The following is a 14,653-nucleotide window of genomic DNA, read 5'->3' as shown; positions in this document are numbered from 1 at the left end:
AGTTTTTCAGGTTTGAGCATTTATGCAATTCTAATTTTTGTTAACTGACTCCAGTTCTTTAACTTTTGAATTTAATTCCTCTAGGAGGTTCAATAATATTTCTATAGTCGGACGCATTGATTCGTCTGCAATCCTTTTTGGGTCGATGGCTTGCAGCAATTTCTCTACTGACTTTTCATTCTCAAGAAGTTTTTGCGTCATGTGTCATATTCTATGACGTTTTATGTACCTTGCTCACCTTTTTATTTCTCTCTGCTACCCCGAATCTTTGAGGGTATACCTTTTATTCACGTAAAATTCATCTAAAAAGGCCAAATGCAATATATTGCATTTGGCCTTGGGTGTAAAATAATTAAAATGACTAAGATGATCTAGCAGATCCTTCTTAATATTTATTTCGTCGGGAGCCATCTGCGAGGAGAAGGAACCAGGGTGCAAGAGTAACTCACGAATAGTAAGATTTGTTGCCAAGTGCAATAAACCTACACTACTTGTGCTAATCCATGCCCTAGATCAGCTCAAGATGAAACGAAAGGGATTTTATGCTTCGGCAAAGGGCGCTAAACAGGTGTCGGAGCGAAGATCAATTAGTTGCTGATCTAGATAACCAGCTACTCAATGTCTGAGAAGAAAACCTATTGGGGAATAAAGTGAAGTTGCCTGAAGACTGTTTCCTCAACAAGCAAAATGTTTGAATTAGATGTGCTTTAGATTAACTGATAGCCTAAGTAACATCTATTTCTAGAGCAGTTGAGGATTGAGACGCAGAGCTTCCCAGCAATATAAGCAACAGTTGTGTAGCTTTTGAGGAGTTGGTGATGCCGTTGATCAAGGCACTTAATTTGATTTGCGTTTTGATCGCCAGGATTGACGCCAACTATATATACAAAGCTTGCAGTTGAAATACTAAGCGATCGCAAAAGATTTTCGGATGTCAACTGTATATATCTTTACCAGAAAAGCTGTGTAAAAGATGTTAGCACAACAGCCGGTTTTCTGATACTTTGGTTCCTTTGGCAAAAGAGGCATTACCCGAAGGTAGTTAAACCACAGCATAGATATTTCCGAATTTTTGCGTTACTTCTCTACGCCCACTACCGCGATGACGTGGCGCATCATCTGGATTTTGTTCAGATGCTGCCGAGAGCCACTGTTCCGAAGCAGGCGTGGAAGGTAGTCTATAGGATAAGTGATTGACCATTGCTTGGCAGTTATAAGCTAAGGGGCCGAACACCAGACTCGATACTAAAAGTGAAATGGCAGCACGCATAGAAGATGTCTATTTTGAAACTCTCCACTTCACTGATACTTAGCTTTTTGATTAATATCCGGACAAATCATCAAAAAGTATTCTGTTTTACTGAAAATAAACTCTTTTTATCCTCCGTTTAAATGTTCGACTAATAACCAATTAGCAAAGTGATTCTGACGACCCCACAATGTAACGAATTGTTCGTGGGGATAAGCGCGTAATTGCTCGTCGATATGCGATCGCAAAGTCACAAGCTGCCAATTTTGCCCTTGATATGCGGCTGGTGCTGTGACAGTGAATCTGTATTCCTGCTGTGACAAGCGGTAAAAAATGCCTTTGAAACAGTTACTTTCCCGAATTAATGCCTTGGAGTGTGGGTACTCATTCCCCGATGGGAAAGGGCAATCGCCACTAACTGGATAGGCTTGTGGGTTATTTAAGTAATACAGTTGCCAGTGCCGCCAATCCGAACGATTGGGTGGAAGATTAAATAAAGGAATAATTGCTGTTTTTGAGCGATTATCTTCTAATAAAGCGGTTTGCAGCGCCCTCACAGGTAAATCCCTCGGCTGGCAGTTTAACTCAACACACATCGCCGCCGCCATCCCCGCAGCTTGACCAATGCCCATAACTACAGGTTGTAATCTGGTGGCGCCATTAGCAATGTGCGAGACAGAAATATTCTTTTCACAGACTAAGAAACCATCTGTTGTAGCTGGAATTAGACAACTGTAGGGAATTGTAAAGGGAGTCCCAGTCCAGCGTCCGCCCCAACGGATAGATTTTGGTTGCAGTGGGAATTGAACACCAGGATAATGATGGTCATTGGCGTAGTTACCAAGGGCGATCGCATCATTAAATATAGATGCAACTCTCCCTCCAGCGATCGGCAAAATATCCTGTTCTCGGATAGTAGTTAGCCCCACTAAGCGGCGGCTTTCCCGGTAATAGGGATGCAGTGCAAAAGCTGTAGGGGTGTGAGGAAATACTTTTTCTGCTAAACCATAGCGACGACCAAGCTGTTTTTGGATAAAATGGGCAAAATTTTGGCTGTGCCAGCGAGATTCTTGGATGAATTCACCTCTGGATACATCTGACTCTATCAGCCGCCCTACTCCTTCGGCGTAGTCATTGCCACAGATTGGCCAATTAATCATAAATAGACCTCCAGGCAGGCGTCCGTAATTCAAAAATATCTCTGCTCCATAGCCATCCCAAGCACCTGTAAACTGGGATGGATTATAGTTAGGGGCAGCCGGAATTTCTGAAGCGATCGCTTCACCAAAGTCTTGCATAATCACTACATAAGTGGGCGCTTGCACTGGATATCTCTTAGTTAAAGAATTAAAAGTTACTGGGGCGCTGGGTTCTCCCCACTCAGATTGCAATTCCCAGCCCCAACGGTAAGGTATGTCAGCTAAAGCCAATAAATCTCCTAATTCTGTAGCGTCGAGAATAATTTTGGCTGTGGCAGTAAAATCAGCAAAGCGGACACCAGTAATAGAATCACCTTGTCGGTAAACCTCTATTGGCACTTGTCTAGAAATCCAGTGCAGATTTGGGAATTCCTCCACCCAATCTGCAAAAATCTCTGCCCCAATCCGGGGATCATAACTAAAAAAGCTTACCCAGTTATTATCTAATCCTCCAGGCTGTCGTTGTCGCAATTCCTGCAAAAACGCACCCCATAACCCCGTTTGAAAGGCTTCTAATTCGTTGCCATCTGGTGCAGATACTCCAGCTGAAGTCAGCATTCCCCCCAACCAAGGAAATTCACTCACCAGAATGGTTTTGGCTCCCCGTCGCGCCGCTTGGATAGCAGCCGCAGTCCCACCGGTTCCCCCTCCGACAACTAAGACATCAGCTTGATATTGATTAGCCATCCCTGAACCTCACTAAGCGTTCGAGATATTGTCTCTAAATAGAGTGGGTTCAGACAAGTCTCGGCTATGTTTGATTAACCATCCCTTAAAAAAAAGCGATCGCATTTCAGTTTTTATCTCAAACTGAGTGCGATCGCGATCGGATTCCTTAAATCAAAAGAGATTATTAGGATTATTTATCAATTACTACTTACCCAACTATAAGTAAAGGTGGTGTTCAGTTCTATTTACTTTGTCAAACCCTCAAACACACATCTTAAAGCTGCAACAGCATCTTGAGTCCGCGCCCAAACACCTTGATCTGGGTCTTGACCTGTAAGTTCTCTTGTACCCAACACTTCCAACACACCTTTCAATTGTTCTTGATTGACATCATCACCAACCACCTGTGCAGCCTTATGGATAATTAAACCAGTCATTACGGCTTGGTGCTTAATCCTTTCGTGAATAGAAGCCTTTTGATACAATGTCAGTTCATTTCCATCTATTATATACTTGCTCGACGTACTGCCGTATGGTGTCTCTAGGCTGGGCTGAACCACCACCAAATTTAGAGATGACTTGCTCGATTACTGTGAGATTTTCTTGGTCATCTTTGAGAAAGTCGTTTAGGCGCTTGCTAATTTCTTGATCGTTGCTTACAGCAGGTAGTACTTTTTGTTCATTAGCAATTAGCAACTCTTGTATAGCTTTCAAATCTCCTAGCTCTGTAGCGATCGCGCTCCGCTTGGTATCATCTAAAGCTACAACCATTTTTAGACTTTCCTAAAATAATTTAGAACACGATTAACCTCTCACAATTGTTTGACTCGGCGCATTTTTCTTGAGATATATTTAGAGATATTTATAGTGACTTAGAGTGGCCAAAGCCATTATTACAAATAATATTGCATTTAGCTTCTTGTTTGACAGTATTTGAAGATTTGCCGAATCTAAGAGCTTTAGCTGAGAAAAATATAGAGCGTTTCTTCAACTTAAATAGGACTTCAAATAACGAGAGTGCGTTGCTGTTTAAAAGATTTGTTGAGCTATATGGTTCGAGTCCAGAAGGAACTAAGTTACTTGAGGGAAGGGAAGAGAGTTAGGAGTTAGGAGTGGGGAGTTATGAATTATTAACTCCTCACTTTGTTTAGTTAAGCGCGTGCTAGTAAGGGAGCAGCAGCTAGTAAGGTTTTGGTATAAGGGTGCTGAGGATTAGCAAAAATAGTTTTTGTCAAACCGAGTTCGACAATTTTACCGCCATTCATTACGGCAATACGATCGCACAAAAATCTCGCCAACCAAAGATCATGGGTGATGAACAGATAAGTTAACTCAAACTCTTCCTTTAATTGCAACATCAAATCCAGCACTTGCGACTGCACGCTGGCGTCTAACATACTCACGGGTTCATCGCAAATGAGAAGTTTAGGGTGAGTAATCAAAGCACGAGCGATCGCAACTCTTTGCTGTTGTCCACCAGACAAATCTGATGGATAACGCTCATAATACACTTTTGGCGGTGTTAACCCAACTTTCTCTAGCATCCACAAAACCTGTTCTTTTGCCTTAATAGGATCGGCAAGATTATGGATAAATAAAGGGTCAGCGATACTTTCTCCCACTGTCATCGCTGGATTGAGACAAGCATGAGGGTCTTGAAAAACCATTTGTATCTGCCGCCGTGAGGAGCGAATTTCTTGACGCGACAGTGTAGTTAAATCCTGTCCTAAAAACTCAACTTTGCCACTAGTAGGGCGAATTAGTTGCAAGATTGTTCGTGATAGCGTACTTTTACCACAACCTGATTCCCCAACTAAGCCAAGAATTTCTCCTGAATAAACATCCAGGTTGATTCCATCTACTGCTTTAATTGTCTGCGCTTGTGTCTTAAACAGTCGTTCGATCAAGTTAGGTTCTATGGTGTAATATTGCTTGAGTTCTGTAACACTCAAAATTGGGGATTTATCATTAATAATCGGTAATTGCTTTTCTGAGTCATTAACAATGATCAATTCTCCATGATCATTTACTGCTTGAATATGTAAAGCTGCTTTTAAGAGCGATCGCGTGTATTCATGTTGAGGGTGTCTAAATACGGTTTCTGTAGAACCCATTTCGACTATCTTGCCGTTGTACATAACGCCAATGCGATCGCAATACTCAGCCACCATTGCTAAATCGTGAGAAATCAGCAACAATCCCATGTTTTCTTCACCGCACAGGCGAGTTAATTCTTTTAATATCTGCGCGGAAACGGTGACATCTAAACTGGTGGTGGGTTCATCGGCAACAATTAACTTGGGGTTGAGGAGTAAAGCTAAGGCGATCGCAACTCGTTGGCGCATTCCACCGCTAAACTCATGGGGATACTGATTCCAGCGACTAGCTGGAATATTCACCTTAGCCAAGGTAGCAAGTGCTTTTACTTTAGCTTCCCGCCTTGATAATTCTGGTGAGTGCGCCTGAAGGGTTTCGATACAATGCTTACCAATCGTCATCAGTGGATCGAGGCGTGTCATCGGATCTTGAAAAACTAAGGCGATCGCTTCTCCTCGAAACTTCCGCAACTGGTTAGGCATCAAGTCAAACACCGACTGTCCTTGAAATGTTACCCGTCCCTCAATACGACTAGACGCTGGTAATAAACGCATTACTGCCCGTCCGATAGTTGACTTCCCACAACCCGACTCTCCCACCAATCCCATTCTTTCACCTGGTTGCAAAGTGAAAGATACATCATCAACCGCCCAGCTTGCTTCTTCTCCACTCCGCCCAGGATAGGCAACTTGCAGATTTTCGATACAGAATAAGGCTTCACTCATAGTTAGTCATCAGCCCTGAGCCACCAGCTTTTATAATTTCAAATTTAAGATAGTCTATCAGATTAGTATTAGAGGATGAATGAACAAGTCTAAATTAATACCAGCCCCGGCGATTAGAAATCGCGCGCCAGTTGCTCATGGGGAGCCTACGGGAATCGGCATAACACTGTTATCCGATACTAAATCAACCTAGCACTTACTGAAATATCCGAGTAAATTAAAAATGATATTCCTGAAATAGTAAAAGAGGGTTGTTAAGTTAATGTCACTCGATTCGTTTAAGCAAGAAGCAAGCAATCATAACACTTCACCACAAAGATTACGAGAACTAGCTGCAATTAATGATGAGCTAACAAGATTAGTTGCTGTCAATCCTCTCGCCGATAGTGGTTTATTAGGAGAACTTGCCATAAAAGCCAGAAACAACAAAGATGTGGAAATACAAAGAGCGATCGCAAGCAATCCTAATACACCAACACAATGCTTAATCGGACTAGCCCATCTATTTCCTGAAGAATTCTTTAGCAATCCGGCTTATGATTTGTCAATTTTAAATGTCAACTTTGTTCAACGTTTTGGAAAAGAATTACTCTTGAAGCTTGTTTGTGCATTTAATGCACCAACCTCTTTTCTAGAATTTGCTGCTGGCATTTGTGAGAATAATCTTAAAATTGTTATAGCTAGTCATCAGAATACTTCTAGAAAAAAACTATTGGAGTTATCTACATTTGGTAAGGAGATTGTTGCAGAAATTGCTCAGTTACGTCTTGATTGTCCCAATGATGACATTACTTTCTGGGATAAAGTTGCTTTAAAGAAGAAACCAAATCTCATTCTTTTTATTCCCCATAGGCTAATGTTTAAATTGGTGCAATTGCCCAAAATATCCACAAACTTTCTAAAAGCGGCATCCCAGCTTGAAACACTTCCAGAAATTCTCAATATTATTGCAAATCATCCAAAAACACCCAAAGAATTACTCGATAAGCTTGCGAAAAATAGCCTTACTTTTATTGCTGAAGGAGCAAAGCTACATATTAATTATGCTGGAGAATTGGAAACTGGGTGGCGCGAACTGGCGGAAAGCAAAATTGATAGAGCGCAACTATCTATTTCAACTGATAAGGAAGAAGAAATTGAACTGCGATTGTGGTACGCAGGAGCAATTGATGAAAGCACTTTAACTTATTTAAATCAGAAATCAGTACACGAATATATAAGTATAAGTACTTTGTTAAATATTATTTGTTCGGCTGACACACCTCGATCGATTTTAGATAATCTTGAAAACCACTCCAGAGTTTCTAAATTAATTACTAAATGTATTACCTTCTTAAAACAACGAGAAACAATAGTTTTTGATTTACTTCCGCAGATGCTGCCAATAGATAATACTGAATTACCGGATCATTATGCCAATAAAATAAACCCTGTAGTTACCGATTTAGATACTCTATTTACGAAGTTGAAAGATAGATATTGGTGGAAAGAGGTAAGATATATATTCATAAAGGAAGGGGAAAATACTGAACATATAGTTAATTTTATACATAACAAAATGGGAGCGAGGCGTAGAAGACACTACCTAGAAAAGATGCTTATGGATTTTGAAAAAGGTAGTTATAAAGACCATAATGGGATATTTATTGAATTTTCTAATCTAGAATATTATGGTGTAATTCTAGCAAGTGACCCAAGAACTTCACCGCAAATCCTATCAAAATTAGTAGAGCATCCAATTCAGGGTGTAAGAGTTTTGGTAGCTAGTCATCACAATATTACTCAAAACTCTTTAGCTAAGTTAATTGATGATCGCAATGCAGAAGTTAGAGCAGCTGCTTTGGCGAATCCCAAACTTGATTCGATGGTTAGAGAACAATTAGCAAGCTTGGAAAATCCAAATTTATCTGCACTAGATTTACTAGAACTAGCAAATAGCGAGCATACTGCTGTCAGAGCTAAAGTTGCTAGACATCCTAACGTTGATGGTTCAATTCTGGCAAAACTAGCTGACGATAAGTTAATTGTCAGATTAGCTGTAGCTAAACATCGGAAAACTCCAGCCGAGATTCTAACTAGATTTACTGAGCATCCAGATCGAAGATTACCTCTCGCAGTTGCTCAAAACCCTGGTGCGCCGAAAGATTTACTAATTCAGTTAGCGACTCAACCCGCAGTCCGTGAGGGATTTTACTTTAATCAACTTAATTTAGCTGCTGTTAAAAGTTTACTGACTCAAGAACCAGAAACTGCGATTCCTTTTTTGGATCGATGTCTAAAATTTCCCGATCGCCCATCCTTTTCTCGCTTTTTGGTTCTGATGAATCCTCATATACCCAGTTCATTTCTCGCAAGATACTATAAATCTTGGTTTTGGCCAGAAAGATATGCGATCGCTCAAAACCCTAATACTGACCGCAACATTTGCCAACAACTAACACAAGACCCTAACAGCATTGTTCGTGCTGCCGCACGGGATACCTTAAAGTCGTATTCGCTGTTAGAAGTTGCATTCTAGCAAAAGTAAGTTAACTTATTACGAATAACCCTTTACTTAAAATAGCGTATTCTCGCTTATAGCGTTTCTCAGTTGGGTGAGGTACAAGAACCCCACCCCCACTCCCCGCTCTTCGATAGGGGGCTATGATGTAACTCATTTGATTAGGAAAAGCTATAGTCTTTTTAAAAAATCAAATCCGATTCCTAAGTTAGTGGGTCAAATTAAATATAAAACCTCACTCTGCCTCCGGCTTCCCTCTCCTTACTAAGGAGAGGGATTGAGGGTGAGGTTTGATCTTATTAAGTATTATTTAATAATGAGCTATTTAAAAAACAAAAATATTTGTTTGTATAGAGTAGTAATTGTCCCCTTTTTAACATTGAGGTTTGGAGTTGATCTTTGCCAATTTCGGGACTGTGGTTGAATTGGAACAGGAGAACGAGAAGGGACTTGATCACGCAATAGGAGCAAAGGAATACTCAGAAATCCCAACATAATTACTACTCCGGTGATTATCCAAACCATTAACCTATTTGGTCTATAGTCGCTTCGTTCAATTTGCCAGAAAACTTGGTTATATCGCCACGCGGCTAACACAACAACCAAAATTCCAAAAATTACCAAAGCCAGACCCAAATTTTCCGAGTTGGATAATGGATTTACTGGTGTTTGTTGTTGAGTAATAGTACTATTCAGCTGGCGCAGAAATATACCAAATCGCGCGATCGCAAAACCAAAGCTAATCAATGCAATAGAAGTGCGTAGCCAAGCCAGAAAAGTCCGTTCGTTCGCTTGATGCTCCCTTTGACGGTCAATTTTTGGTATTTTATCCATGAATATTTTTTGATGCTAAGTTTCTCTTCACAAGTATTCATAACATTGATGAAAGTTCGTAAAAGTCTAATGTAAAGGTAAATACAGTCCAGTGAGGATTCTCAGAGAACCCCAAGCGATCGCTAGAATCTTTACAATAGAAAATAAGGTAAAGATGTATATGAGAGTCAAAATCAATGGCACTATTCGGATTTGGCAAAAAGGAAGTTATGCCCACTTCTGAGCAAGCTTTGTCAGGAAGGGCACAATCTATGTCAGTACCGGCTGCTCATTATGTCAACAAGAATCCCCTGAAGCCTCCTTATCCCGATGGATTAGAGAAGGCAATTTTTGGCTTGGGCTGTTTTTGGGGTGCAGAACGCAAATTCTGGGAACTTAAAGGAGTTTACACTACCGCAGTCGGTTATGCTGCTGGGTTGACACCTAATCCCACCTATGAAGAGGTCTGTAGTGGACGAACCGGCCACAATGAAGTGGTGTTGGTTGTGTTTGATCCCAAAGTGATTAGTTATGCCGAACTGCTCAAAGTCTTTTGGGAAAGTCACAATCCCACCCAAGGAATGCGCCAAGGCAATGATGCTGGTACTCAGTACCGTTCGGGAATTTATGTATATTCCGAAAGTCAAAAGCAGCTAGCAGAAGCATCGCGCGAAGCTTATCAGCAAGCTCTCAACGGTGCAGGTTATGGCAAGATTACTACAGAAATCTTGGATGCGCCTGAGTTCTACTACGCCGAACCTTACCATCAGCAATACCTCGCTAAAAATCCCAACGGGTATTGTGGTTTAGGAGGGACAAACGTATCTTGTCCCGTGGGTGTAGTTGAATCACAAGTTAGTAGTTAGAAATGGAGTTGGTAGGGTAGTCAACTTAACGTGAGTTCGACGAACCTCTCCCTAGCTTGAATTAAAGTTCAAGTTTCTCTCCGACTCGGAGCTACGGTGTACACACAAGTCATCGAATTACCCAAAACAAAACCTCACCCTGTCCTGACGGACATCCCTCTCCGTGAGTTCGGAGAGAGAGAGGTTTTGCCTAGCAGATAAACGTAATCTAATTTTAAATGTGCGATCGCCAGTGATGCACAATGGCGATCGTGAATGTTCCACCGGATATCCAATTACCCCTAGCAGTTTAGTTTTACCTGTAATCAATTTGTCATTTGTCATTTGTGATTGGTTATTTCTCCCCCACTCCCCACTCCCCCTTAGCCTACAATTATTAAAAGCTACTTAACATTTCTTTTGATTATGCAGGCAACTACAGCCCCAACTCCTGGTAAATATTGGCAGTGGCGAGGACACAACGTTTACTATGTGCGTGCGGGAGAAAAACAATCGCAACGTCCGCCCTTGCTTTTGGTACATGGATTTGGTGCTTCCACAGATCACTGGCGCAAGAATATCACAGGATTGTATGAAGATTTTGAAGTATTTGCGATCGACCTTTTAGGATTTGGGCGATCGGCAAAACCGAAATTGCAGTATAGCGGCGACTTGTGGCGTGACCAACTCCATGATTTTATCAGTGAAGTAATTGGTCAAAAAGCAGTATTAGCGGGTAATTCCCTTGGTGGCTATGCTGGCTTGTGTGTTGCAGCACAATGTCCTGACAGTGCGGCTGGTTTAGTTTTGCTCAATAGTGCCGGACCTTTTAGCGAAAGCCAACCGACATCTGAGCCTGAAGCTTTACAATCAGAAATTCAGCCACCTAAACAAACCTCTTCTTTACAGAAACTACTGGGTGACTCGGTTAAGTGGATTCTTGAACAACCTTTAGCCCAGTTTTTGTTATTTCAATACGTGCGACAACGTTGGGTGATCCGCCAAACTCTAGAAAAAGTTTATCTTGACAAAAGTGCGATTACAGACCAATTGGTAGAAGAAATTTGTCGTCCTGCTTACGATGCTGGTGCGTTGGATGTATTTGTGTCAGTCTTTAGCACTCCTCAAGGGGAAAAAGTTGATCTGCTACTAAAGCAATTAACTTGTCCACTTCTGATGCTGTGGGGAGAAGCTGATCCTTGGATGAATGCTAGAGAACGTTCCAAAAAATTTCGACAATATTATCCTGATCTCACAGAACATTTCTTAACAGCAGGTCATTGTCCCCATGATGAAGTACCCGATAGAGTAAACCAACTTTTAGGCGATTGGGTTTTATCTATTCCCAAGTGATATAGGCTTTTTATTTGATTCGCTTTCGACTGACCTAGAATGCTGGCATTGGCAAGTTTGTCTTTGATATTCGACTATTCAATGGAGCGTTCTACTATAGCAGTTCTGGTATGGATGCAACACATGGCAGGGGCAGAGCATTGCTCATTGGTGTCAACTTACTGGAGTTTAGACTAGTTCGCGGTGCGAAACTCTTTTTAAGTCAAAATTAACTCTCATTAAGCGATAAATCGCCGAATAAAACCTCAATTGTCTTGATGGAAATTGAAAATATTGATGGAGAATTAAAATATACAGGTGATATTTAGCGAGCGAGCAAGACATTGTTACAGAAGTTCATCCAGAAAAGATGGACTTAAAAAGCAAATTGTCATCTGATTTCGGTGAATAGTATTTTCCAGTTAAAATCAAAGGTTAGTAAGGCTTCACAGAAAAGTTTTCAGTCTAATGAAAAATAGTTAAATATTGGAGAAAGATATGGCACTATATCAAGTAGAAAATCAGTGGGGTGGCTCATCTGCCCCGTGGAACGAAGGCGGCAGGTGGGATATCGGTGGTCGCTCTGACCAGAACGTCGTCGCTATCGATGTCAAGTCTGATGATCAAGGACAAACCCTCAATGGAACCATGACTTATTCTGGTGAAGGACCGATTGGTTTTCGGGCGAAGCGCTCCGGTAGTAATGGTTACACGGTGGAAAACCAATGGGGAGGGGATTCCGCTCCTTGGCATGACGGGGGTACATGGGTACTCGGTGGTCGCTCTGACCAGAACGTCGTCGCTATCGATGTCAAGTCTGACGATGACGGACAAACCCTCAATGGAACCATAACTTACAAAGGTGAGGGGTCTATTGGTTTCAAGGGCGTTAGGGCTGAAGGCGTTGTTGACATCAAAACCAGATCAACAGCAGCGCTTTAGTTTATTTGGCGACAACTCTAATACTTACGATTTGGACCTTAAACCTACCACCGTCTTGTTGACCACTAAATCTTTGAATTGGTGGAAGCTTGTACCAATTTAATTACGAACCTGTGCTAAGGGAAGCCGAAGCATTACGAATTACGAATTGAAAAAGGTGGGAGAGAAACCAATAACCGTGGGACAGGGATATAGCACAATTGCCTGGATACCAGAAAGTGAAGGGAGTTGGGCATTACCATTAAGACATGAGCGGATTACAAGTGCCGAAAGTCCAATCAGCTTTCTCGTTTTGGCAACTAAAACAGGTGTGTAAATATTTCCCCACCAGACCGATTTCAGTTTGGGATAGTGAATACGGTTGTGCGCCTTTTATCTTAAAAACTGCCAATATTTCAGTGGATATTCTCGTCCGGTTGCGTTCAAATTTATGTTTATGGGGTGAACCATTAGCTTATTCTGGAAAGGGGCGACCCAAAAAGCATGGTGATAAATTTAAACGTAAATGTTCCCATAACATGGAGTGAAGCCACATCTATCTTAGAAGTCAATCACCCAAAATTAGGATATGTGCGTGTTAGCTTATGGAAAGATTTACACTTCGGTAAAGCGCCTACACGCCCCATATTACTGCTTAGGGTTGAACGTCTCGACGCACAAGGTAACATGAGAGTGTGCAAACCTTTGTGGTTGGCTTGGGTAGGAGAAGAAATGCCACCCCTAGAGTCAGTTTGGTGTCTTTATTTGCGTCGCTTTACAATTGATCATTGGTATCGCTTTTTAAAGCAACGTCTACATTGGACTGTGCCAAATTTAAGCACTCCCAAGCAATGTGAAAGGTGGAGTGACTTAATGCCGTTCATAACTTGGGAATTGTGGTTAGCCCGTGATATTGTCACCGACAATCCTCTACCTTGGCAGAAGTCTGTTAATAAATTGACCCGCTCGTTGAGTTACTCAATCTATAGGTGGAGTTTTCACAGTGATTGGCACTCCTGCTGTTGCACCCAAACCTCGCGGAAAGTCCCCTGGTTGGGAACCTGGAAAAAAGCGTCACCGTAAAAACCGATGCCCGATTGTTAAAAAAACAGTAACACCACCACCTAAAGAACCATCAATTGCTGTTTAATCTTCAAGATTATCCATAATTTCACTACGTCTGTGATTAACTCAGCCCTGCTGAGTTGTTTTGCATGGCTTAGTCTAAACTCCAGAACTTAAGCTCAAAGTCTTTTCAAATCTCGTTTCCAGTCTCTGGCTGGAAATGCCGCTCCTGGCGGCAGAGCCGCCAGCAAGGGAGGCGGAGCCTCTAGAACGGCATTCCCAGTCGGAGACTGGGAACGAGGGAATCTATCAAAGCTTTGTCTAGACTGGTTTTTACGTTAAGTTGACACCTATGAGCATTGCTGTGCCCCTACGAGTGGTCTGTATTCCATGCAATTGAGAACCGCTATACTTGTACTACAAGTTGTGTTTACCCTCCCACTGGGGAATAAGCAGTTTATAACAATCCTTCCAATTCAGCGAATTTACGCAAACGTGGTAAACACTGGCGCTGATAAAAACTGCTTAATGTCGGAATTGACAGCCCAAATTCTTCAGATAATTCTCTCCAGCTAACTTCCGGGGGTAGGCGTTTGAGAATTAACACCTGACAATTCACATCTGGACGCCCTTTAATGCAAGTACCGCGCAATTCTCCTTGAGAATCTGTCTTAACCCATATCTCCAAGTCTTCCAGAATGGGAGGTGCTTGGGGGATAGCTGCGAGGTTATCTATAGGATCAATGGTTTCACTTATTCCACCCGATGTAGACTGACGAATCCGAAGAGGGACTGTTGTAGCTTGTTCCCGGTTCTGATTAATGTAAAAGTCTTGTAGTCTCCGTTTTAAGTAAGCATTCAGCCAGGTGATGACACTGCCATAGGTGGGATCATAGATTTGACCTGTCAAACCTTCACAAACATTGCGGCAGAAATACAACCAAGTTTGTTGTAGTGCATCTTGATAGTAGGGGGTATTTTCCCTCCAGAGTCTACTTGCACTCAAGCGAATAATTTGCGTGAGCAGCTTCTGACGCTGAGGACTTCCAGATGGGTGTTCACAGGCTTCGGTAACTAAGCGGCGTAGCTGTTCATCGAATTGAACCATGACAATCTTGGCGCAGAAAGCAAGAATATCTTAGTATTGCGTATAACAACACTTTAAAAAGTTTTCGTCAAAATTTAGTCATTGGTCATTGGGCAGTGAAAAGAGGCAGAGGGGAAAGACTTACAAATGT

14 protein-coding genes and 3 pseudogenes are annotated in these 14,653 nt (G+C 41.8%); 7 read left to right on the top strand and 10 right to left on the bottom strand.

The window, feature by feature from the left end; translation table 11 throughout:
- Positions 1-30 precede the first annotated feature (30 nt).
- The 6 genes from V7K31_RS14300 to V7K31_RS14275 all read right to left on the bottom strand — a co-directional run bounded on the left by V7K31_RS14300 (position 31) and on the right by V7K31_RS14275 (position 3,888).
- Positions 31-201: a hypothetical protein gene (locus V7K31_RS14300; RefSeq protein WP_335094981.1), complete on the bottom strand. Its 171-nt coding sequence runs from the start codon at positions 199-201 to the stop codon at positions 31-33.
- A gap of 705 nt (positions 202-906) precedes the next feature.
- A complete protein-coding gene (locus V7K31_RS14295; RefSeq protein WP_335094980.1) occupies positions 907-1,056 on the bottom strand; it encodes a hypothetical protein in 150 nt (49 codons plus the stop codon).
- Positions 1,043-1,270: a heterocyst-inhibiting protein PatX gene (gene patX / locus V7K31_RS14290; RefSeq protein ID WP_335094979.1), complete on the bottom strand. Its 228-nt coding sequence runs from the start codon at positions 1,268-1,270 to the stop codon at positions 1,043-1,045. Before patX ends, V7K31_RS14295 begins: the two co-directional genes overlap by 14 nt.
- Positions 1,271-1,377: 107 nt before the next feature.
- A complete protein-coding gene (locus V7K31_RS14285) occupies positions 1,378-3,135 on the bottom strand; it encodes an FAD-dependent oxidoreductase (protein ID WP_335094978.1) in 1,758 nt (585 codons plus the stop codon).
- A gap of 227 nt (positions 3,136-3,362) precedes the next feature.
- Positions 3,363-3,602 (bottom strand): hypothetical protein, encoded by a 240-nt coding sequence (locus V7K31_RS14280; RefSeq protein WP_335094977.1) that lies wholly within the window; start codon positions 3,600-3,602, stop codon positions 3,363-3,365.
- A 7-nt stretch (positions 3,603-3,609) separates the two neighbouring features.
- Complete coding sequence (locus V7K31_RS14275; RefSeq protein WP_335094976.1) at positions 3,610-3,888, bottom strand: hypothetical protein; 279 nt, start codon at positions 3,886-3,888, stop codon at positions 3,610-3,612.
- Positions 3,889-3,968: 80 nt separating this feature from the next.
- Between V7K31_RS14275 and V7K31_RS14270 the strand changes: the two are divergent.
- A pseudogene (locus V7K31_RS14270) lies at positions 3,969-4,220 on the top strand (hypothetical protein); the annotation flags it as partial.
- A gap of 48 nt (positions 4,221-4,268) precedes the next feature.
- Here the strand turns inward: V7K31_RS14270 and V7K31_RS14265 are convergent.
- Positions 4,269-5,939: an ABC transporter ATP-binding protein gene (locus V7K31_RS14265; RefSeq protein WP_335094975.1), complete on the bottom strand. Its 1,671-nt coding sequence runs from the start codon at positions 5,937-5,939 to the stop codon at positions 4,269-4,271.
- A 262-nt stretch (positions 5,940-6,201) separates the two neighbouring features.
- Between V7K31_RS14265 and V7K31_RS14260 the strand changes: the two genes are divergently transcribed.
- On the top strand, positions 6,202-8,457 hold the full coding sequence (locus tag V7K31_RS14260; protein WP_335094974.1) for a hypothetical protein: 2,256 nt from the start codon (positions 6,202-6,204) through the stop codon (positions 8,455-8,457).
- A gap of 387 nt (positions 8,458-8,844) precedes the next feature.
- Here the strand turns inward: V7K31_RS14260 and V7K31_RS14255 are convergent.
- A pseudogene (locus V7K31_RS14255) lies at positions 8,845-9,273 on the bottom strand (YidH family protein); the annotation flags it as partial.
- A gap of 176 nt (positions 9,274-9,449) precedes the next feature.
- Here V7K31_RS14255 and msrA point away from each other — a divergent pair.
- Positions 9,450-10,118 (top strand): peptide-methionine (S)-S-oxide reductase MsrA, encoded by a 669-nt coding sequence (gene msrA / locus V7K31_RS14250; RefSeq protein ID WP_335094973.1) that lies wholly within the window; start codon positions 9,450-9,452, stop codon positions 10,116-10,118.
- A gap of 194 nt (positions 10,119-10,312) precedes the next feature.
- On the opposite strand, the pseudogene V7K31_RS14245 reads toward msrA, so the two are convergent.
- Positions 10,313-10,442: pseudogene (locus V7K31_RS14245) on the bottom strand (shikimate dehydrogenase); the annotation flags it as partial.
- A gap of 81 nt (positions 10,443-10,523) precedes the next feature.
- On the opposite strand from V7K31_RS14245, the gene V7K31_RS14240 reads away from it, so the two are divergent.
- The 4 genes from V7K31_RS14240 to V7K31_RS14225 all read left to right on the top strand — a co-directional run bounded on the left by V7K31_RS14240 (position 10,524) and on the right by V7K31_RS14225 (position 13,433).
- A complete protein-coding gene (locus V7K31_RS14240; protein WP_335094972.1) occupies positions 10,524-11,450 on the top strand; it encodes an alpha/beta fold hydrolase in 927 nt (308 codons plus the stop codon).
- A 477-nt stretch (positions 11,451-11,927) separates the two neighbouring features.
- Positions 11,928-12,371: a lectin OAA family protein gene (locus tag V7K31_RS14235; RefSeq protein WP_335094971.1), complete on the top strand. Its 444-nt coding sequence runs from the start codon at positions 11,928-11,930 to the stop codon at positions 12,369-12,371.
- 157 nt (positions 12,372-12,528) lie between these two features.
- Entirely contained in the window at positions 12,529-12,687 is a 159-nt protein-coding gene (locus tag V7K31_RS14230) for a hypothetical protein (protein WP_335094970.1), read from the top strand.
- Between the two features lie 167 nt (positions 12,688-12,854).
- On the top strand, positions 12,855-13,433 hold the full coding sequence (locus V7K31_RS14225; RefSeq protein ID WP_335094969.1) for a hypothetical protein: 579 nt from the start codon (positions 12,855-12,857) through the stop codon (positions 13,431-13,433).
- A 439-nt stretch (positions 13,434-13,872) separates the two neighbouring features.
- On the opposite strand, the gene V7K31_RS14220 is transcribed toward V7K31_RS14225, so the two are convergent.
- Positions 13,873-14,523 carry a sigma-70 family RNA polymerase sigma factor gene (locus tag V7K31_RS14220; protein ID WP_335094968.1) on the bottom strand — a complete coding sequence of 217 codons (651 nt, stop codon included), beginning with the start codon at positions 14,521-14,523 and terminating at the stop codon, positions 13,873-13,875.
- Between the last annotated feature and the right edge of the window lie 130 nt (positions 14,524-14,653).

The sequence above is a fragment of the Nostoc sp. genome (assembly GCF_036917675.1).
Lineage (GTDB): Bacteria > Cyanobacteriota > Cyanobacteriia > Cyanobacteriales > Nostocaceae > Nostoc.
The sequence above is the reverse complement of the archived record's forward strand: the minus strand, read 5'-3'. Positions and strand labels throughout refer to the sequence as shown.